Below are 20,271 nucleotides of genomic sequence, written 5' to 3'. Positions count from 1 at the left end.
CAATGTTGAAGAGGATCATTGAACAACTGCGTCTAAAGCAGTTTTTGCAGCTTGAATTTCTGCCGAGTTTACTTTTTACTTCCAAATGGCTAATCATTGCCACAGCAGTCGGTTTGTTGGCAGGCGCTGCATCTGCAATCTTTCTTATTTCACTCAAATGGGCTACCAATTACAGAGAAGCCAATATTTGGCTGATTGCCTTGTTACCTTTAGGGGGATTAATAATTGGCTGGGTTTACCATAAATTTGGAGAATCCGTGGTCAAGGGCAACAACCAACTACTGGAAGAATTCTACAATCCCTTGAAGGTAATCCCGCTCCGAATGGCCCCATTGGTACTTTTCGGAACTGTGGCTACCCACCTCTTTGGAGGCTCCGCTGGCCGAGAGGGCACAGCAGTGCAGATGGGAGGCGCCATAGCCGACCAGTTTACCAAATGGTTTAAACTTACCGCCCAGGACCGAAAAACTTTAATCACTATTGGTGTGGCCGCGGGATTTGCCTCAGTATTCGGCACCCCACTTGCGGGGGCCATATTTGCTCTGGAATGGTTGGTGATAGGCAGGATTCGATATGAGTCCATACTCCCCGCTTTTTTGGGAGCCTATGTGGCCGATTATACCTGTGCGCAGCTTTTTGAAGTACATCATACAGCTTATATCATTCCCTACATTCCGGAAATCAACCTCATCAACACCCTTTGGATCATTCCGGCGGGCATCTGTTTTGGATTGGCAGGGAGGCTTTTTGCCAAGGCCACCCATTTTTGGAGCCAGCTTTTCGGCAAATTTATCGACTACCCACCCTTACGTCCTGTTATCGGCGGGGTGCTGGTAGCAGCCACAGTCTTCGCCATCGGCACCACCAAATATATAGGGTTGGGAATCCCCACCATTGTGGATGCCTTCAATGAAAACCTGCCTTGGTATGATTTCCTGGCCAAAATTGGTTTCACATCCCTCACTCTAGGGGCAGGCTTCAAAGGCGGAGAAGTAACGCCGCTTTTTTACACTGGTGCCACTTTGGGGAATGCCTTATCGGGCATAATCCCGCTTCCGATGGCTTTATTGGCTGGAATGGGTTTCGTGGGGGTCTTCAGCGGAGCCACCAATACACCGTTGGCCTGTACCCTAATGGGCATAGAATTATTCGGTGCACAATCTGGCGTATATGTGGGATTAGCATGTGTGGTTGCCTATATTTTCAGCGGACATGCGGGGATCTACAACAGCCAGATCATCGGCTCACCCAAGCATAGGCGGTTTGAAGGGTTTAAGGGAAAGAATCTAGGGAAAATTAAGTAGATCTAGGAAGAAACGCGCTTCTTCAAAAGCTTTGCGGTTCCAAATACCGACCATTAACTACAATTTAGTCCCACAATACTTGCAGTGATAAGCGTCTCTGTCGTGGTTATGGGCATGGCAGTTTTGGCATTCGACCAGCTCCTCGCCTTTTCTCTTATACATTTGGGCCGACATTTCGGCGGTCACAATACCAGTGGGCACGGCTATGATCCCATAGCCAAGTAGCATGATAAAGGATGACATGAATTTACCTAATGGAGTGAGGGGAATTATATCTCCATAACCCACAGTAGTTAAGGTCACAATAGCCCAATACATAGATGTGGGAATGCTCGTATAACCAGCCTCCGGGCCTTCGACCAGATACATGACAGTTCCCATGACCAATACAATGGTCACCACTGAACCTATGAAAATCTGGATCTTTCTTCTGCTGGCCCATAAGGCCTCCTGAAGCAGGGATGCCTCCATCATATAGCGCCCAAGCTTGAGCACCCTCAAAACCCGTAGCAAACGAAGCGCCCTTACCACCACCAAGAACTGAGTATCCACAATCACCAAACTTAAAAAGGCAGGTAGAATGGCCAAGAAGTCAACAATGCCATAAAAACTGAACACATACCCAGCTATCCTACGGGTGAGATAGAGCCTAAGCAAGTACTCAATGGTGAAAAGCACTGTAAAAACCCACTCCAGAGTATAAAAAAGGTCTCCGTAGACCAGCCTATAACTCGCCACCGAATCCAGCAAAGCCACCGCCACACTTCCCAAAATCAAGATCAGCAACACCACATCAAAAGCCTTGGAGGCAGCATCATCCGATTCAAAAACTATGTGGGCAAGTCTGGATTTGGTCAGTTTCATTTAAAAAAGGCGGTTTGAAACTGAAATATATAAATTTTAGCTGGTTTTATTTTTCCATATGGAGGCAGAAATAGCTTTTGGTGAAATAAGAGCCCACTTTATTTGAAATCAACACCTTTCCCACCTTGCCAAGCCGGTTAATCGACGACCAGGTGATTTTGGGGTTTTTGAAACCCGCAAACCCCATCAGTTGGGCCCAGATATTGGGCGACTGATGCTTTTCCCATTCGATTTTAGGAACAAAGGGGTTCCTAATATTTAAGAGATGAAAGAAATTATGGTTGGAACAATCACAGGCGATGACCTTACCTCCCGGGTTAGTCAAGGCATATATCTGTTCAAAGATCTTCAGGTATTTTTTCTGGCTTTCCTCATTTTCAAGCAAATCCACGCAAGCAGGTTCATCAAGGTGGTTAATTGAATTATGCATCAAGATGATATCAAATTTCTCCTTGGCACCCAAGTCCTGAAGCATCAATTGTCTCAACTCAACATTTTCATACCCAAGCTTTACCTTCAATTCATTGAATTTTGTGACCACATTCGAAGAGCTTCCATCACTCTCCGGCTCAAGGCAAACCACTTTTGAAGCCCCCTTATGAGCGGCATAGAAGCTATACAAACCTTTTCCCCCACCAATGTCCAATACCGATTTACCTTTTAAATCAATCCCATCAAAAACAAAATTCAAATGGAACTTCAGCCGGGATTCACTTGCAAAGAGTTTTTCTTCCACAGCCAACTCAAAAAAGCCTACTTTTTCTGCTGCCTCATTCATAACCACAATTTTTAAAATGAAAAACAATCAAAACCGACTACAGAACACCCCCTGTTAATCAGATAATTAAGTTAACAAATTGAGCAAACAATTAAAAATCCACCTTGCTATACTTGTATTTAATTGTACTTTTGCCATCCTATTATGAAAAATCCAATTCTTTACAAACCCACCCCCACTCCACCCTGAGTTAATCAGGAGCCACTTTTTCATTTCCCTTTGATTTCTATCCTTGGGCATAACTTGTATTTCCATTACTTATAAATAAAAATAATTCTGTCATGACACAGATGTTAATCAATCTTTTTCGTCCCAAGCAGGCGAATCTCAAAGATGAAGTTTTATCGGGACTCACCGTAGCCCTAGCCTTAGTGCCCGAAGCGGTGGCATTTTCTCTTATAGCCGGAGTAAGCCCCTTAATTGGACTTTACACTGCCTTTATCATCGGGCTTATAACCTCCATTTTGGGAGGGCGACCAGGCATGATTTCAGGTGCCACAGGTGCCATCGCCGTAGTAGTAGTTGCATTGGTTGCCACCCATGGGGTGGAGTACCTTTTTGCAGCTGTGGTGTTGATGGGACTGATCCAAGTTTTGGTCGGGGTGTTGAAGCTAGGCAAGCTTATCCGTCTAGTACCTCACCCTGTGATGTTCGGGTTTGTCAATGGCTTGGCCATCGTGATATTCATGGCTCAATTTGACCAATTTAAAGTGGAAGTGGCCCCGGGAATGACAGAGTGGATGAGGGGAACACAGCTGCATTTAACCCTTGGCCTTGTTATTTTGACAATGATAATTATCAAATTTCTCCCAAAGCTGACAAAAGCCATTCCTTCCGCTCTTGCCGCAATTATAATAGTATCGCTGCTGGTCATTTTTGGGGGAATAAATGTAAGAACTGTCGGGGATATCGCCTCTATTTCGGGTGGGCTGCCAGAGTTTCACCTTCCCTTGGTCCCTCTTAATTGGGATACTTTTATGATCATCCTTCCCTATTCAGCAATTATGGCAGGTGTAGGTTTGATTGAAAGTCTTTTGACTCTGTCCTTGATAGACGAAATCACCGAAACCCGGGGTAGCGGAAATAGGGAATGCATTGGCCAGGGTGTGGCCAATATTACCACTGGCTTTTTTGGGGGAATGGGTGGCTGCGCCATGATTGGACAGTCCCTCATCAACGTGAATGCGGGAGGCAGAAATAGAATTTCCGGGATTGTGGCTTCCGTCGGTCTTTTGATGTTCATCCTGTTTCTTTCCACCTATATAGAAATGATGCCCATGCCCGCTTTGGTGGGGCTGATGTTTATGGTGGCTATCGGCACCTTTGAGTGGGCTTCCCTGAAAGTGTTCCGCAAAGTGCCTTTCCACGATGTGTTGGTCATGATCGTAGTGACGCTGGTAACAGTGTTTTTGCACAATTTAGCCCTTGCCGTATTGGTCGGAGTGATCATTTCCGCATTAGTCTTTGCCTGGCAAAATGCGAAGATGATCCGAGCAAGAAAACGTGTCGATGAAAAAGGGGTGAAGCATTACGAGATTTTTGGACCGCTGTTTTTCGCATCTGCACTCAAGTTTGGAGAAAAATTTGACCCCGTCAATGATCCAGAAGAGATCATCATAGATTTCCAGGAAAGCCGAATCGTGGACCACTCTGGAATAGATGCCATCAACAAAATAACGGAACGTTATGAAAAGCTGGGCAAGACGGTTTACATCCGCCATCTGGACACCAGCAGCAGAACCTTGCTGGCCAAGGCAGACAAAATAATAAACGTCAATTTCACCGATGATGACCCCAGCTACAAGATAGTGGAGCGGGAAAGGGAGAAAATTGAGGATTAATTATTATGAAAACCACTGGAGGAGACCCAGTGGTTTTTTTGTGTGAAAGAAAACAAAAATCCTACACAGCCGCTTTTCTTAAAAAACCACATGCCCCAAACCCTCCGACTTATTTTAGGCGACCAGCTCAACCACAAGCATTCCTGGTTTGCCAAAACCGACGACAGCATCCTTTATGTGATGATGGAAATGAAGCAGGAAACCGGCTATGTGATGCATCATGTCCAAAAAATTACGGCCTTCTTTCTGGCCATGCGGGAATTTGCTGGGTGGCTTGAGGAACGGGGACATCAGGTCCTGTACCTCAAACTGGATGATTCAAAAAACAAGCAAAGCTTACCGGAAAACCTTTCAGGCCTTATAGATGTAAATGAAATTCAGAAGTTCCAGTACCTGCTCCCTGACGAGTATAGGTTAGATAAGCAGCTTAAATCTTTTTGCAAGGATTTGAAAATCGAATCACAAGCCTATGACACCGAGCATTTTTTTACCCAAAGGGAGGAAATGGCTGATTTCTTTAAGGGGAAAAAGAGTTTCCTCATGGAGACTTTTTATCGCCATATGCGCAAAAAGCATGAAGTCTTGATGGATGGAGGTGAGCCCGAGGGCGGAAAATGGAATTATGACCAGCTCAACAGAAAAAAGCTTACCGACCCATCTCTGCTTCAGCCTCCGAAGCGTTTCCGCAAAAACATACAGGATGTTTTAGATATGCTGGAAAAAATGGAGGTCAAGCATTTTGGGGAAATTGATCCCGAAAACTTTGCCTGGGCTATTAGCAGGGCAGAAGGGCTTAAAGTGTTGAATTATTTTTGTGAGGAGTTGCTTCCCAAATTTGGAACTTTCCAGGATGCCATGCACACCGAGCACGCTTTTCTTTTCCATTCCAGATTAAGTTTTTTGATGAATTCTAAATTGCTTAGCCCCAAGGAGGTGATCGATAAGGTAATCGAAGCCTATCATCAGGCAAAGGGTAAAATCGAAATCAGTCAGGTAGAGGGCTTTATCCGCCAGATTCTGGGTTGGCGGGAATTTATGCGGGGCGTCTATTGGGCCAAGATGCCCGATTACGCCAAACTGAACAAACTCAACCACCGACGCAGCCTTCCCAAGTGGTACTGGAGCGGGGACACCAAGATGAACTGTCTCAGGCATGCCATAAGCCAAAGCCTCACCCATGCCTATGCCCATCATATACAGCGCCTGATGATCACGGGCAATTTTGCCCTATTGGCCAATGTCCATCCCGATGAGGTGGATGAATGGTATCTGGGCATATATATTGACGCAATCGAATGGGTGGAAATCACCAACACCCGCGGCATGAGCCAGTTTGCCGACGGCGGCATCGTGGGCACCAAACCCTACGTCTCCAGCGCCAATTACATCGCCAAGATGAGCAACTACTGCAAAGGCTGCCATTACTCCAAAAGCAAAAAGGTAGGGGAAAAAGCATGTCCTTTCAACAGCCTTTACTGGAATTTCTATGATAGGCATAGGGCGCTGTTCGAAAACAACCAACGAGTCAACATGATGTACAGGATCTGGGACAAAAAACCTGCAGAGGAGAGAACGGCCATTTTGGAGCAGGCGGAGGAGTATTTAACGGATTTGGATAAACTTTAATAGCTTATTTCTTCAACAGTTTTCCTTCCATTATTTCGCGATAAGTAGCCGCTACGGGAACCGCATCCCTTCCTATCCAAACTTGATGCCTTTCAATTTTTTCAATGGCTGAAAGGTTGGCAATGTAAGATTTGTGAACCCTCATGTATTGGTCTTTTGGCAGGACTTCAAGGATCTCGGTAATGGTCATCCGTGTGCTAAAGGTCTCCTTATCAAGGTGGATAAACAACAGGTTGCTGTCTGATTTGATAAACCGGATTTCATTGAGCTTTATCCGTATCCAGTCATAACTATCTTTGATGAAAATGCTGGTTTCTTCACCTTTCTTGCGTATGATTTCTTGGTAGGCACGATTCAGTGCGGTAAGGAATCTTTCAAAAGAAAAAGGCTTCAATAAATAATCGAGCGCCTGAAGTTCATAACTGTCTAATGCATATTCTCGGTAAGCAGTAGTGAAAATAAAGGATTTGCCCAAAGGCTGAATTACTTTTGCCAGCTCAATCCCGTTAATTTGGGGCATGTGGATATCAAGGAAAATTAGGTCAGGCTGCTGATCAAAAATGTATTGAAGCCCCTCCTTGGGGTTGTTAAAGGTTTTTTCCAAATGGATAAAAGGCACTTTTTTCACAAAGCTTTCCACTATTTCAAGCCCTGGGGTTTCATCATCTATAGCAACGGCCTTAATCAACATTTCGCTTCAATTTAAATTGATATGTAATTTTACTTTGAATAAATCCTGCCCTTCCAGGATTTCAAATTTATGTTTTTCAGGGTAGAGATTCTTTAATCTTTGAGCCACCAGCTCCATTCCTTTTCCGGTTCCCTTATTCCGCTTCACGTGTTGGGATATGTAGTAATTCTCGCAGGTAAATTTAAAATCATTTTCCTCCACCTTTAAAACCATCCTAATAAGCGTCGATGTGGAGTTGGCTGAGAAGTCAGAGAATTTAAACCCATTTTCAATTAAAGGCTGAATGAGCATAGGGCAGATTTCACCCGGGTACCCGTCCCAGTCTTGGTTCCATTCAACTTTAAATTGCTGTTCCGGTGACAATCTGTTCAAGTAGATCTGTATGTATTGGTTCAGAAATTCCAATTCCTCCTGCAGGCTGACCTTGGATTGGTTTGCTTTTTCAATTGCAAAGCGCATAAGAACAGCCAAACCTTGGATCTGCTCCGCGGTATTCTCACTGCCTTCTTTAATTGCCTTGCTGTAAATGCTATTTAAAGCATTAAATAGAAAATGGGGATTGAGCTGGGATTGCAGCAAAAGTAATTCCGCACGTTCCTTTTGCTGCAGCAGTAATTTTTCCCTCTTTTTTCCCCTCAGTCCTTCTGCTATCCAGATAAAGGCTACAAAATAAGCAGCCAGGAATATCAAAACCAGAAAATTCTCCCCCATCAACCCCACATCGTAGGATGTCCTCCAAAGCAAAAACTCATAGAACGCAGCAAAAATCAATAATTCCAGCGTCCAAAAACTGAGTACTGGCATTTTATTTTGCTTCCACTTGGAATACAAAAAGTTAAAATTCAGCCAGGCCATTACATTAGCCACTCCAAATATAAAAATCCAGCTCAAAAGAAATAGGCCTAGGCTTCCTATATAGGTTTCCTCTTCATCAAAACCTATTAAAGCGGAAAGTCTAAAGCCCCAATATACCAGAATGACACACAAGCCAACTGACAAAAAGAAACTAAAAACCCTTTCTTGTGGAGATTTCAAACTAAACTTCATCATTTCACCTGTTCACTTTTCATATTTTTTATTGCCTCTTTAGCTGTCTTTTCACTTTTTCTAACTAGGTGCATAGTAGTAGTGAAAGCCTGATATTCAATGACAGCCTCCAGATAATATGTTTGGCCTGCCTCCAAAGTAAGACTATATTGCTTAAGTTCCGTAAAAATATCTCCCTTTGTTTCTAACAAAACTTTTCCCGGATCCAACCTATGTTCATAATAGGTATTGGTCTTAAGACTGGGAATTACCTGTTTGCCGTCAATTCGCAACCCGATTTTTTTGGGCATTCCACTTCTTTTTCGGTAAATAATCACAGTAGCCACTTGGTCGGATTGGATTACATCCCCCCAATTTTCCCCAAGAAGAAAAGGCAATAGTATGAGCATTAATAATTTTACCATGCTGATTAATTTTCTTTATTAATCACTATCAAAGCCCTAAGATAAAAGGTAGAAACCCTGTCTCGGATCGGGTTCACCAAGGTCGTTTCTTGGGATTTCCATTGGGGTGAGCCAAGCCCATATTTATAACCAAGCTGCGCACTCTGGAGCACAGACACTTTCCGCATGGCTTTTGGCATCATTTCAAATGCTATATCCCAAGTAATGCTTTGATGTTCAAGCTGCGGCCAAGAAGTTCCAACCGGATTTCTGAAATCCTCCAAATCAAAAGGAGTGCTGCTCACTTCTTTCAAGTTCATTTCCCTAAAATGATAGCCGAGCCCACTCCTAATAATCCAGTAAAACCTTTCACTTGGAAGTAGGGCATATCCAATGGTGAAATCCAAATTACCATCCCGGACTTCAACACTTCTTGTCATTGAACCAGCCGAGATCTCCTTTCTTTGGGAAAAAATCGGAAAACTTGCATTCAAGTTATAAAACAGATTTTTCCTCCTCCATCCCACTCCGAAACTTACATGTTCAAATAATTTCGGCTGTTCCAACCCGCCGATACTATTTAGTCTCGACTGCATGTTCTCATATCCAGTTTGGTAAGAAAAGGTGGAAAGCGGAAAAGTGAGTATCATAAAACTTTTATCTGAAGGAATATAAATTTCCTCCTCCTGAAGTTCATCGAGAGAGATGGTCTGTGCAGAAAGCGAAGTGGCGCAAAATAGAAACAATGTTAAAACGAGTGCAAAACTACTGTAGGGTCGGTTCATAAATAAGTTTAGGTTAAATGCTCCACAAATAAACTTTCTAAAAACAGTTTCTCAAAGGGATCGGGGTGAACACCACTTTTTAAATGCTCAAATAACCGATTTATGTTCTCTAACAGAATGAAGGAAATTATTTTGAAAAAAACTGAAACGGTTTTGACACTTTTTCCGGTCATTAATCGTAATATTGCAATATAAACATACGCACCATGGGAATCACTAAAACAGACCTTTTCTCAACTGATCAAAACGAACTGGCGGCAGTGGCCAAGGTCTTCGCCCACCCCGCACGGATTGCCATCATCCAGCACCTGCTCAAGGCCAACTCCTGTATCAACGGGGACTTGGTGCAGGAACTTGGACTCGCACAGGCCACCATCAGCCAGCACCTGCGGGAATTAAAAAATTGCGGCATCATCCAAGGCACCATAGAGGGCGTCTCGGTCAGCTACTGCATCAACCCCATCCGCTGGACCGAGATCCAAAACCTGTTCAACGGACTATTCGATCAATTTGAAAATAAAGAAAATCAATGTTGCTAAACAAAGGGACACAGAGTTGCACCGAGTTTGAAAAAGAGTTTCTCAGAGTAGAAAAGTTCGCATAATCCGCCGCGATGAAGCCTCTGTGAAACTCCGTGTTAAACTCCGCGAAACCCTGCCTGCGCAGGAAGGTCTGTGTCCCCTTTAAACCCTCAACCCTTAGATCCATGAAAACCTCACAATTCACACACCTCCTCGAGTCCAATCCAGAGACTCCACTTTATTTTGAATACTTGCCCGGCCAATACGCCAGACCGGATTTCCACATCACCGAAATCAAAAACGTCATCTTCGACACGGTGGACTGCGGCGGGAAAAGAAACCAGTGGGAAGAAACGCACGTGCAGCTTTGGGAAAATGAAATCCCAGAGCCCAATCACCGGGTGGACACCACAAAGGCGCTAAAAATCTTCCAGTTGGTAGACTCCGTGAGGCCTACCTTCCAGGACACCGAAATCAAAATCGAATATGGTAACAGCCAGTTTCCGGCTACTACCCTCCCCATTAGTGACGTATTGGTATTAAAGGACAAAATCATCGTACAGTTGATCACCCAAAACACCACCTGCAAGGCAAAGGACAGGGCCACCACCCCAGAGGAAAAAGCCGCCGCCTGCTGTGGCCCAGCCAACGTAAAACCAAAAATCAGACTCTCCCAACTCCAGGACAACACCTGCGAACCTGGAGGAGGATGCTGCTAATCAAACGCTCGTCATTTCGAGGCTCTATATTTTGCAAACACACCAAGTGCTATGACGTTTTGATTTCTCGCGGCGGCGCTGCGAAAATCGCTGCGAGAACTTTTACACGTCATTAGTACCGACCGTAGGGAGTGAAGAAATCTCTTAGGAATTAGAGCCGTATTCAGACCACTACTAATAACGGGGAATAAAATAACCACAGAACTTGTCCCGAGAGCAGAGCGAATCGGGACAGGCTGAGGTGACGATTAATTACATCCGACATCTGACATTCGACATTTCGACATCAAACATACTTATGAACCTATACCCAAAACTCCAATCCTTCATCAACCAACTCCCCTCCCAAACCATCCCATCGGAGCGCAAAGAGTATCTTCAGGCTTTAATTGACTATATCCAAACCAAACTGGATGCTGGCAAGCCCATACGGCTTAATTTTATCTGTACCCACAACTCCAGAAGAAGCCAGTTTTCCCAAATATGGGCACAGTTGGCCGCTGACCTTCACGGCATCGACGCAGACTGCTTTTCCGGTGGAGTCGAGGTTACCGCCTTCAATGAAAGAGCTGTGGAATCCATGAAAAGAACGGGCTTCAAGGTTACCAAAAACGGGGATAGCAACCCAAAATACTACCTTTTCTACTCCGATGATGCCAATCCAATCGTGGCCTTTTCAAAGCTCTATGATGAAATAGGTAGCGATCCCTACGCTGCAGTAATGACATGTTCCCATGCAGATGAGAACTGTCCTTTCATCCCTGCAGCAGAAGTCAGGATACCGGTAAGGTATGAGGATCCCAAGGCTTTTGATGACACAGCCCAAGAAGCGGAAAAATACGATGAGCGATCCCTTCAGATTGCTTCCGAGATGTTCCATGTTTTCTCCCAAGTAAAAGTTAAAGCCTAATGCCTCAAGTAAAGAAAATTGCCTTTTTCGAAAAATACCTGACCGTATGGGTGGCCCTGTGTATCATTGGGGGAATAGCCATCGGACACTTTGCCGGCGAAAGTATGGAGGTTATGAGTCGCTGGGAAATTTACAATGTTAACATCCCCATCGCCATCCTGATCTGGATGATGATCTATCCCATGATGCTGCAGGTGGATTTTCGCAGTATCCAAAAGGTAGGCAAAGCACCAAAGGGACTGATCTGGACGGTAATCATCAACTGGCTGATCAAACCTTTTACAATGGCCTTCTTTGCCTGGCTGTTTTTCACCAACCTGTATGAAGCCTACATTCAGCCCGAGGTGGCAAGTGAGTATATTGCCGGTGCTATCCTGCTGGGTGCGGCTCCCTGTACAGCCATGGTGTTTGTATGGTCCTACCTGAGTGATGGGGACCCAAATTACACCTTAGTACAAGTTTCCGTTAATGACCTGATCCTGCTAATTGCATTTGTACCCTTGGTAGGCTTGCTACTGGGTATCACAGATGTGGAGATCCCTTACGGCACACTGGCTACATCAGTGGTAGTGTTTGTAGTGATACCGCTTATAGCCGGGGTGCTGACTCAGAAAACCATGATTGAGAAAAAAGGAGAAGCATGGTTCAAAAATCAATTTATGCCTAAGCTGAGACCAATCAGTATAGCAGCATTGTTGTTTACCTTGGTCCTGATTTTTGCCTTCCAAGGACCAAATATCTTGGACAACCCCATCGTAATCTTGCTGATTGCAGTTCCCCTGACTATTCAGACTTATTTTATATTCTTCCTGGCCTGGTATGGCGGCAAGTGGCTAAAACTACCTTATGCGGTTTGCTCCCCATCGGCCATGATTGGGGCTTCCAACTTCTTTGAGTTGGCCGTAGCCGTAGCCATTGCCCTCTTTGGCCTCAACAGCCCGGCTGCCTTGGTGACTGTGGTAGGGGTACTGGTTGAAGTCCCGGTAATGCTCTCTTTGGTGGCCTTTGCCAACAGCAACCGCTTTGGCATACAAGTCGGGCAGAAGGCTTAATAAGTAACCCATAACCGTTCCGCCCCAGCGGAACAATAAACCATAACCTATAAACAAGAAGCAGGCTCGCATCACTGCGAGCCTGCCAAACCTTATACAAAAAGTAAACTGCAATTATCAAAAAAATATCTTTGATACCGTTTACAATCTTTATTCCTTTTATGACTTGTCACCGTTAAACCATTGGAACAAAACAGTACAATTCTGAGAAAGAGTTGTTAATACAGATGAAAGGTAGAAAAAAAATTAAACAACCAAAAATAGACATGAACTTTTCCTCTTTTGAAATGAACGTTATAGTAATAAAATTAGCCCCATAAAACTTTTTTTATGGGGCTAAATACAAAATCTTGGGGAAATAAAAATTTAAGAAATTTTTTAATCTTTTGAACTCAACTGTGATTTCATTTTCCAAATCCTATCATCCACATCATAAGCGACATACAGGTCTGGAAACTCAATATATTCTTCTTTTCCGGAATTCTGTGGAAAATAAGGGGCCAGGTCCTTTTCGCGGATCATCATGGAAAACAGCATCAGGCTTTTGTTACGCAATTCTTCTTCCTCAAACTTCCAGGTTCTAAAAACCTCCTCATAATATTCCAATTCGCCAATTTGATTTCTTTTCATTTTCACCCCAGTGGCCACTTTCTTTACCTTTAGCGATGGGGCAACGCGGCTGGCCATAAAATACTCATAGCCATCGGCATCCTTATGATAAGCATCTAGGGTAAAGTCTTTTGCCAATTGGGAATAATATTGGTCAAACCTTTCTTCAAACTTATTTTCGTGAGAACCCTTTTTAGGCAAATGCCCAATGTACCGGATGGTTGTCAAAATGATATCATCCTGCTCCTTGGGAGTCAGTTGATACTTGGCCTCATAGCGGGAGGACTTGGCGCATCCGGCCAGCATGATCACTATGAAAATAAACACTGAAATTCGCATGGAATATAGGTTTTGAAAGTTGAAAGAAAACCATGCCCCGGCTAACCCGGAGGCATGGTAGATTGATTATTTATTAAGGTAATCGATATTCAATGGGTTAAACTCAGCCCATCCGTCAGTCCAGTCAGTAGCACCGAATGCTCCTACAAACTCCACATTCTCAAAGAATGAAGACCTGTTGGCTTCGTTGAACTTAGCGTTGCTGAAATCAGCTCCAGCAGCCAATGATCCACCTGAAAGCAAGGAGAAGTCAGGATTGTTTGGATAAGTTTGGAAGGTATATCTGGCAAAGAAGTTTTCAGGTCGCAAGCCATAGCCTCTGTAGAAATCCTCTTCGGCACCCGCTTCAGGTAAGGTCACGGTAGTATTGGCAGCCTCCCAAATTCTCTGTACATCCGCCACATCAGCACCACCACCCGCAGCATAGTTTGCGTTCGGGTTGATTAGAATATTGTTAGCCAAAACACCGTTGCCTGCATCGTATTGCTGGGTTACAGAAGCAGTGTTGAATCTAAGACCTGTTGGGAAACCTGTCAAAACAGTATTGAAAATACTCACTGCAGTTCTTCTTCTCATATCCATAGCGTGGAAGTTGTTTCCGGAAATAGATCTGCCGACTCTGTCTCTAGGACCGTAAACTGTCACGTTAGAGAAAGTACCCGTAGTGTAAGGCTGCACGTCGTTGTCATTTGGACCGTTGTCGGTTTCAAAGGCGTTTGACTGAGACTGATCAGCAAAGAATGGGTTTCTCACCACCAAAGCATACTGTACGTTTCCAGAGTAACCATAATCAACGTCCAAATCATCATCCCAAGTAGAGTGTGAAATGAAATAACGGCCATTTACCGTACCGCCAAACCACTCAAAACCATCATCTCCACCAAAGGAAACCATCAAGTGCTCCATGAAAGTACCACGGCCCACACCACCCATGGTGATGGAGTTGGTCTCGTTGTTGGGAGTAAGTTCGATACCCGCATATTCCACTCGCAGGTACTCGTACTCTCCAGAATTGTCATCATCCTCGTTACCGCCAAAAACAACAGCAGGATCAATACCTTCAATCTCCGGATCCACCTGGTTGGTGCTGGCACGGCCCAAAATCACCAAGCCACCCCAGTCACCTCTATCACGCTCACCCACTTCCTGCGCAGAAGTCATGACGATAGGAGCCTGCGCAGTACCCCTGGCGATCAATTTGCCTCCACGGTCTACGATCAACGTCGCTCTAGATCTTTTCTCACCATAGATGATTGTTCCAGGCTCGATAGTTACCGTTTGGCCATCCCTCACGAAAACTTGTCCTTTCAGCAAGTACTGCTGATCGGCTGTCAACGTACGGGTAGTCAAATCTCCTTCCAGAGCAACCAAGTTGTTTTCTGGATCAACGACATTGACTGGGTCAACATCTTCGGAGCAGGCAGCGGCAAAACCCATCAGGGCAGCCATTGCGGCAATTCTAAAATTTGCTTTCATTTTTAGATAGTTTTAATAAAGGTGTTTTTATTTCAGTTTATAATTGAATGAAGCGGTAAGCATTCTACCTCTTCTCCATCTGTACATGGGTTCATCCACATCAAAAGTGATCTGTCCATCGTAATTGGTGTCCTGGTAAAATCTGTATTGGAAATTCAACAGGTCCTGTACGCCCAATTTTAAAGTAGTTCGTTCACTCACCATTTTCGAGATGGTCAGGTCAATGGCATGTCTGGGCATTTCATAGATATCCGGGAAGTTCACGTTTCCAGCAATAAAAATCCTTGGGCCCGAAACATTGTATGCTGCGTTTACAGACAGGTTTCTTTTCTCATTGTGGTAGGAAAGGGAGGTGTTGAACACATACGGGGACTGGCCCTGCAGCGCCCTTCTGTTTTCCTGGAAGGCTACGTCATCTCCCAAAAACACCTCACTCCATATCAGAGATGCATTGGCGTTGATGGAAAGGTCTCTAAGGAATGGCAGGTTGGTGACCGTGCTCAGGGCTTTTCTGGCTTCCACTTCCACCCCGTACACATAGGCATCCACAGCATTGCGGTAGCTGAACTGCATTTCCTCATTCACGTTTCTTCCCACAGCCTCTATCGGACGGTCAAAGCTCTTGTAAAAACCACCTATACTAAAGGTCTCCCCTTCATTCGGGTAGTATTCGTATCGAAGGTCCAAGTTGTCAATTCTGGCCATCTGGAGGTCAGGATTCCCTGAAAAGCCCGCCAAATATTCAAAGCTGTAATAAAGGAATGGGGCAAACTCCCGGAATTCTGGACGGTTGACAGTTCTGCCGTAACCAGCCCGCATCAAGGATTTTTCGCTGAAATTATAGTCCACGTTCACCGCCGGAAGGGCGATCAGCTCCCGGTTGTCCACATTCACCGGCCCGCCAAAAGTGGCACTGGTCAATTGCTGAATTGAATATTCAGTTCTCACACCACCGGAAAGGTTAAATTTCCCAATCGGATAAACGGCGCCCAAATAACCGGCCCCCACAAAGGTGGAAGCATCATACTGGTCAGTTGGCCTGGTACCCTCTTGCACCAACCATCCATCCTGTACATTGAAGTTTTCAGGTGCAAAAGCCTGATCTATCGGCTGGCGGATCAATTCCTCTTTTGCAGCACCACTGGATGAACCTGGATAATAATAGGTGATGTATCGGGCATCAAAGCTTCTTTGTTTATAGTCAGCCAGATAACCTGCGCGAAGAATCCTTGGCCGGTCCTTTTCCACACCTTTGAATTTCTTCTCAAAATTCAACCCCTGGCTAAGCCCCCATTCATTCATGTAGCCAAAGTATCTACCCAAATCCTGGGGACTACTTGCTGGTGGATCAATGATCACATACTGACCTTCTCCCACACCGTTTTGGTAAAAAGTTCTGAACCTTCTAAAGTCCGGCTCCTCATGAGCCATGTAATTCCCTCCAACTACCCAGTTGATTTTGTTCTGCTCGTCATTCCAGAAATGATTCCCCTCGATTTGCCCTGTGTATATGGTTTTGGATTCATACCTGAAAGCATAATCCCTAGCCCCATCGGGACGCTGAATGAAATCCCTGCCCTGTCTAAGGATGGTTTCGTTGATACCCGTTTGGTTGAAAAGATTACGGAAAGCAATCGTATTGTCCTTATTAAGCCTCAAAAGCCAGTTGGACATAATGCCTGCATTATTTTCTTTAGCATAATAGCTGTCAAAATACTCATCACGTTTTGCCGTAGGCTGACCAGGGTTAAAGAAAAAGTAGCGGTTACGCTCAGCGGTAAAGGCCTGGAAGCTCTGGCCCATAGAAATGTCGGTATGCGTTGAAAGCCTCATGCCACCCAAATACCAGTTTTTCCCAAATGAAAACCCTCCGCCCAAATCGGGCATTGCCTTGGTAGTATTGATACCATAATTATTGTTCATCAACCTACCGGCCTCGGCTCTGATCGGGCTGGCACCGGAAGCGTCAATCAACCTGTCACTGCTTGGAAACCCTTGAGGCAAATCCCTGAAGCCATTGTCAAATCCCAAAAAGTCAGTCTTGGACCCCTCAGTTTGCTTATAATCCTGGAAGGTCGTTCCCTGACGGAAACCTATTCCCATCCCAAAATTGATGAAATCTTCATCTGGCGCATTTCTGGTAAAAACTTTCACCAAACCACCAGCAAAATCCCCAGGAACCTCCGGAGAAAATGATTTGTAGATCATCATTCTGTCCAGATTTTCGCTTGGGATAAGGTCAAAGGAGAAAGTCCTTTTGTCCACCTGCGTGCTTGGTGCGTTGGCATTATTGATCATCACCACATTGTAGCGGTCATCCACGCCCCTTACCCGCACGAATTTGTTGTCGGTAATGGTCACCCCCGACACACGCTTCATCACCTGGGCGGCATTTCCATCTTGGGACAACCTGATCTGCTCAGAGGAAATGCCGGATACCACCTGCAGGGATTTTCTGATTTCTGAGACAATGGCCATGTTGGATCCCGTCTCGCGGCTGGCCATCACCGTGACCTCACCCAATTCACCCAAGTCCTCCTCAAGATTTACATCCAGCACCGTGGCTTTCTCTGCCACTACCTGCACTTCTTGAAGTTTGAGGGTTTTATAGGAAATGAAGGAGACTACTAAAGTGTGCTTGCCAGGATCTACCCGGTTGATTTCAAAAGAACCGTCGATATCGGTGGCTACCCCCTGCCCGGTGCCTTCAATTCTGACGTTAGCGCCGATGATGGTTTCCCCCGATTGGGAATCGGCCACCACCCCTTTTATTGTCCCTGTCTGGGAAATAGCTGCTCCTATAAAAAGGAAATAGGCCGCTAGGATTGATAAAACATTTTTCATTTGTAGCATACGTTGAACGAACACCACAAAGGTCAGTTAGCAATTTAAACTGGAGAGGTACAAAAAGTTAATTAATAATTAATTAGAGGGCCTAAAAAAGAACAAGACCACCATCGGAATTAACACGAAGGTGGTCTATTTACCTATTTTCAAAGAAAATGGGGCCTGTAAGCCTATTTGAATGTTACGCTTTTATTAAGCGGGATTTTTTCCAGAATAATGTTGACCAGGTCTCGAGGACTGATGTTGTCGGCTTCCGCTTCATAATTAAGGATGATCCGGTGATTCAACACATCCTCGGCAACAGCTTTGATGTCCTCAGGCAGCACGTAGTCGCGCCCTTCCATCATGGCATTGGCTCTTGCAGCAAGATTCAAATTGATACTGGCCCGTGGAGAAACCCCAAATTGAATGTATTTGGCTTCCTCGTGCAGTCCATATTTTTGAGGGAATCTAGTGGCAAAAACCAGCTCAATAATGTATTCCTCTAATGGCTCGGCGATTTTCACCTCATTGATCTTATTCCTGATTTCAAAAATATCCTCTTTGGTCAAAATTGGATTTACATCGGAAACATAGGACATATTTGACATCCTCCGCATTACCTCAAGCTCATCCGATTTGGAAGGGTAGTCAATATGCACCTTCATCATAAATCTATCCACCTGCGCCTCTGGAAGCGGATACGTTCCTTCCTGATCCACCGGGTTTTGGGTAGCTAGCACCAAAAAAGGCCTATCCAAGCTATAGGTGGTTTCACCGATAGTTACCTGCTTTTCCTGCATCGCCTCCAGCAAAGCAGATTGGACTTTTGCTGGGGAACGGTTGACCTCATCGGCAAGGATGATGTTGGAAAAGATCGGTCCCTTCTTCACTTCAAAATCCCCGGCATGCTGATTATATATCATGGTACCGATCAGATCTGAAGGCAGAAGATCGGGTGTAAACTGGATTCTTTTAAAGCCAAGGTGAAGAACCCTCGCCAAGGTGTTAACGGTTAGGGTTTTTGCCAATCCCGGCACCCCTTCCAAAAGTATATGTCCATTGGTGAAAAGCCCGATCATAAGTCTATGAACCATCCGGTCCTGACCTACCACCACTTTCTTTACCTCATTGATGACTGCCTGTATCTTTTCCTGATGCATGTTTTACGTTTTGTATAAGATTGAAGACGTTGGTTGTCGGATGTCAGATGTCGGAAGTCGGATGTGATATCCTCTGGATCCTTTGCGCCTCTGTGGTTTTTCGTTTTCGAAATTAAAACTTTTACGCCTTTATCCCAATTTAACGTCGATTCTTATTTCTATTGTGGGATTTATTCATATTGCTACCCTTCGGGAAAAGCTTTTCAGGCTGAATTTTCAGCAAACGATAAATTTCCTGCTGTTCAAATTCCTTCACCTCTCCCACTTCAAAGCCTTCAATAGTCAGATTTTCCATGGACCACCTGACCAGTCTAAGCGTGGGGAAACCCACTGCAGCAGTCATTTTCCTTACCTGCCTGTTTTTACCCTCTATCAGGGTCAACTGGATCCAGGAATCGGGGACGTTTTTCCTATAGCGGATGGGAGGATCGCGATCAGGTAGGGTTGGTGATAAAGAGAGCAGCGTGGCGGTTGCTTTTTTGGTGAAATGCATTTTTCCATCCACCTTGATTTCCACCCCCGACTGCAAATCGGAGATGGCCTCATCCGTAGGCACACCTTCCACCTGAGCTAAGTAAGTCCTTTTATGCCCAAATCTGGGGTTGAGTAGGTAGTGGTTGAGCGGCTTATCATCAGTAATGAGCAATAATCCCTCGCTGTCCTTATCCAATCTCCCCACGGGATACACATCACCGGGAAAATCCCCCAACTCCCCCAGAGTCCTATCCTCCCCCGAAAACTGGCTCATCACCCCAAAAGGCTTATAAATCACAAAATATCTAGGCATAAAACGGTTTAATTTCCTAATGACCTTAACCAACGAAATGGTCACTAAGTCGCGGAAGTCCTAAAGAAGTTTCACAAAGTTAAAAAAATCCCCCCGTGCGAACATACATAAAACTTTATGTTCCCTAGTAACCAATCTCGCCACGAAGAAGCCTTGGTGTGACTTCTTTTTAAACTTTGTGCCCTTCGTGACCCATTTCTCACTTTTGCTTAACCTACTAAGACCCGCAGCCTATGCAATCGAAGTGGCTGTCCATGGGTTTGGTGCCGTTGAGTTGCATTTCCAGGTTGTGGATCTGGTCGCGGATATCCATGTCGGTAAACATATTCCCCGTAAGGGATTTCTTCAATTGCTCGATTTCCTGCTCAATGGCAGCTTTTTGCTCAGTGTTCATATCGGTAAAGGTTGTTTAATGATTCTTTGAATATAAAGGATAGGACACCACAACTCCAAACCAGGAAATTCGGTTCGCTCCGGGTTTCCTCCCTGAAAACAAACTACATTTTTACACTTATTAACTACAAAAGGAAAAATAATTAATTCAAAACTT

Annotated in this window: 19 protein-coding genes; 7 read left to right on the top strand and 12 right to left on the bottom strand. The window is 44.7% G+C overall.

Annotated features, from left to right (window positions below):
* The first annotated feature begins 2 nt into the window (after positions 1-2).
* Positions 3-1,304: a voltage-gated chloride channel family protein gene (locus KIH41_RS00190; protein ID WP_213946331.1), complete on the top strand. Its 1,302-nt coding sequence runs from the start codon at positions 3-5 to the stop codon at positions 1,302-1,304.
* 57 nt (positions 1,305-1,361) lie between these two features.
* Here the strand turns inward: KIH41_RS00190 and KIH41_RS00185 are convergent, their stop codons facing one another.
* Positions 1,362-2,168, bottom strand: a complete 807-nt coding sequence (locus tag KIH41_RS00185) for an ion transporter (protein WP_214161105.1) — start codon at positions 2,166-2,168, stop codon at positions 1,362-1,364.
* A 46-nt stretch (positions 2,169-2,214) separates the two neighbouring features.
* Positions 2,215-2,946 carry a class I SAM-dependent methyltransferase gene (locus tag KIH41_RS00180; protein ID WP_214161104.1) on the bottom strand — a complete coding sequence of 244 codons (732 nt, stop codon included), beginning with the start codon at positions 2,944-2,946 and terminating at the stop codon, positions 2,215-2,217.
* Positions 2,947-3,227: 281 nt separating this feature from the next.
* Between KIH41_RS00180 and KIH41_RS00175 the strand changes: the two genes are divergently transcribed.
* Both KIH41_RS00175 and KIH41_RS00170 read left to right on the top strand, forming a co-directional pair.
* Positions 3,228-4,787 (top strand): SulP family inorganic anion transporter, encoded by a 1,560-nt coding sequence (locus KIH41_RS00175; protein ID WP_214161103.1) that lies wholly within the window; start codon positions 3,228-3,230, stop codon positions 4,785-4,787.
* A 90-nt stretch (positions 4,788-4,877) separates the two neighbouring features.
* Entirely contained in the window at positions 4,878-6,413 is a 1,536-nt protein-coding gene (locus KIH41_RS00170) for a cryptochrome/photolyase family protein (protein ID WP_214161102.1), read from the top strand.
* A 4-nt stretch (positions 6,414-6,417) separates the two neighbouring features.
* Here the strand turns inward: KIH41_RS00170 and KIH41_RS00165 are convergent, their stop codons facing one another.
* From KIH41_RS00165 to KIH41_RS00150, 4 genes are read right to left on the bottom strand one after another with little or no spacing between them, the layout of a single operon-like run.
* The gene (locus KIH41_RS00165) at positions 6,418-7,104 is read right to left on the bottom strand and encodes a LytR/AlgR family response regulator transcription factor (protein WP_246538872.1); all 687 of its coding nucleotides are present in this window, start codon (positions 7,102-7,104) and stop codon (positions 6,418-6,420) included.
* Between the two features lie 6 nt (positions 7,105-7,110).
* On the bottom strand, positions 7,111-8,154 hold the full coding sequence (locus tag KIH41_RS00160) for a sensor histidine kinase (RefSeq protein WP_214161101.1): 1,044 nt from the start codon (positions 8,152-8,154) through the stop codon (positions 7,111-7,113).
* On the bottom strand, positions 8,151-8,555 hold the full coding sequence (locus KIH41_RS00155) for a hypothetical protein (RefSeq protein WP_214161100.1): 405 nt from the start codon (positions 8,553-8,555) through the stop codon (positions 8,151-8,153). Before KIH41_RS00155 ends, KIH41_RS00160 begins: the two co-directional genes overlap by 4 nt.
* 5 nt (positions 8,556-8,560) lie before the next feature.
* A complete protein-coding gene (locus tag KIH41_RS00150; protein ID WP_214161099.1) occupies positions 8,561-9,319 on the bottom strand; it encodes a hypothetical protein in 759 nt (252 codons plus the stop codon).
* Between the two features lie 206 nt (positions 9,320-9,525).
* Between KIH41_RS00150 and KIH41_RS00145 the strand changes: the two genes are divergently transcribed.
* From KIH41_RS00145 to arsB, 4 genes are all read left to right on the top strand, one after another.
* Complete coding sequence (locus tag KIH41_RS00145) at positions 9,526-9,858, top strand: ArsR/SmtB family transcription factor (protein ID WP_213946338.1); 333 nt, start codon at positions 9,526-9,528, stop codon at positions 9,856-9,858.
* 167 nt (positions 9,859-10,025) lie between these two features.
* Entirely contained in the window at positions 10,026-10,559 is a 534-nt protein-coding gene (locus KIH41_RS00140) for a DUF6428 family protein (protein WP_214161098.1), read from the top strand.
* A 205-nt stretch (positions 10,560-10,764) separates the two neighbouring features.
* On the top strand, positions 10,765-11,469 hold the full coding sequence (locus KIH41_RS00135; protein ID WP_317194897.1) for a low molecular weight phosphatase family protein: 705 nt from the start codon (positions 10,765-10,767) through the stop codon (positions 11,467-11,469).
* Positions 11,469-12,521 carry an ACR3 family arsenite efflux transporter gene (arsB, locus tag KIH41_RS00130; RefSeq protein ID WP_213946340.1) on the top strand — a complete coding sequence of 351 codons (1,053 nt, stop codon included), beginning with the start codon at positions 11,469-11,471 and terminating at the stop codon, positions 12,519-12,521. The genes KIH41_RS00135 and arsB overlap by 1 nt, the downstream gene beginning before the upstream one ends.
* A 378-nt stretch (positions 12,522-12,899) precedes the next feature.
* On the opposite strand, the gene KIH41_RS00125 is transcribed toward arsB, so the two are convergent.
* The 6 genes from KIH41_RS00125 to KIH41_RS00100 all read right to left on the bottom strand — a co-directional run bounded on the left by KIH41_RS00125 (position 12,900) and on the right by KIH41_RS00100 (position 20,115).
* Entirely contained in the window at positions 12,900-13,469 is a 570-nt protein-coding gene (locus tag KIH41_RS00125; RefSeq protein ID WP_214161097.1) for a hypothetical protein, read from the bottom strand.
* 66 nt (positions 13,470-13,535) lie between these two features.
* On the bottom strand, positions 13,536-14,945 hold the full coding sequence (locus tag KIH41_RS00120; protein WP_214161096.1) for a hypothetical protein: 1,410 nt from the start codon (positions 14,943-14,945) through the stop codon (positions 13,536-13,538).
* A 27-nt stretch (positions 14,946-14,972) separates the two neighbouring features.
* Positions 14,973-17,789: a TonB-dependent receptor gene (locus KIH41_RS00115; protein ID WP_214161095.1), complete on the bottom strand. Its 2,817-nt coding sequence runs from the start codon at positions 17,787-17,789 to the stop codon at positions 14,973-14,975.
* A gap of 173 nt (positions 17,790-17,962) precedes the next feature.
* Positions 17,963-18,934, bottom strand: coding sequence for an AAA family ATPase (locus KIH41_RS00110; RefSeq protein ID WP_213946344.1), 972 nt, complete (start codon positions 18,932-18,934; stop codon positions 17,963-17,965).
* A gap of 139 nt (positions 18,935-19,073) precedes the next feature.
* The gene (locus KIH41_RS00105; protein WP_214161094.1) at positions 19,074-19,721 is read right to left on the bottom strand and encodes a pseudouridine synthase; all 648 of its coding nucleotides are present in this window, start codon (positions 19,719-19,721) and stop codon (positions 19,074-19,076) included.
* A 217-nt stretch (positions 19,722-19,938) separates the two neighbouring features.
* A complete protein-coding gene (locus tag KIH41_RS00100) occupies positions 19,939-20,115 on the bottom strand; it encodes a hypothetical protein (protein ID WP_214161093.1) in 177 nt (58 codons plus the stop codon).
* Between the last annotated feature and the right edge of the window lie 156 nt (positions 20,116-20,271).

The organism is Litoribacter ruber (assembly GCF_018500185.1).
In the GTDB taxonomy this organism is placed as follows: domain Bacteria; phylum Bacteroidota; class Bacteroidia; order Cytophagales; family Cyclobacteriaceae; genus Litoribacter; species Litoribacter ruber.
This window is presented reverse-complemented; position numbering and strand designations above follow the sequence as displayed.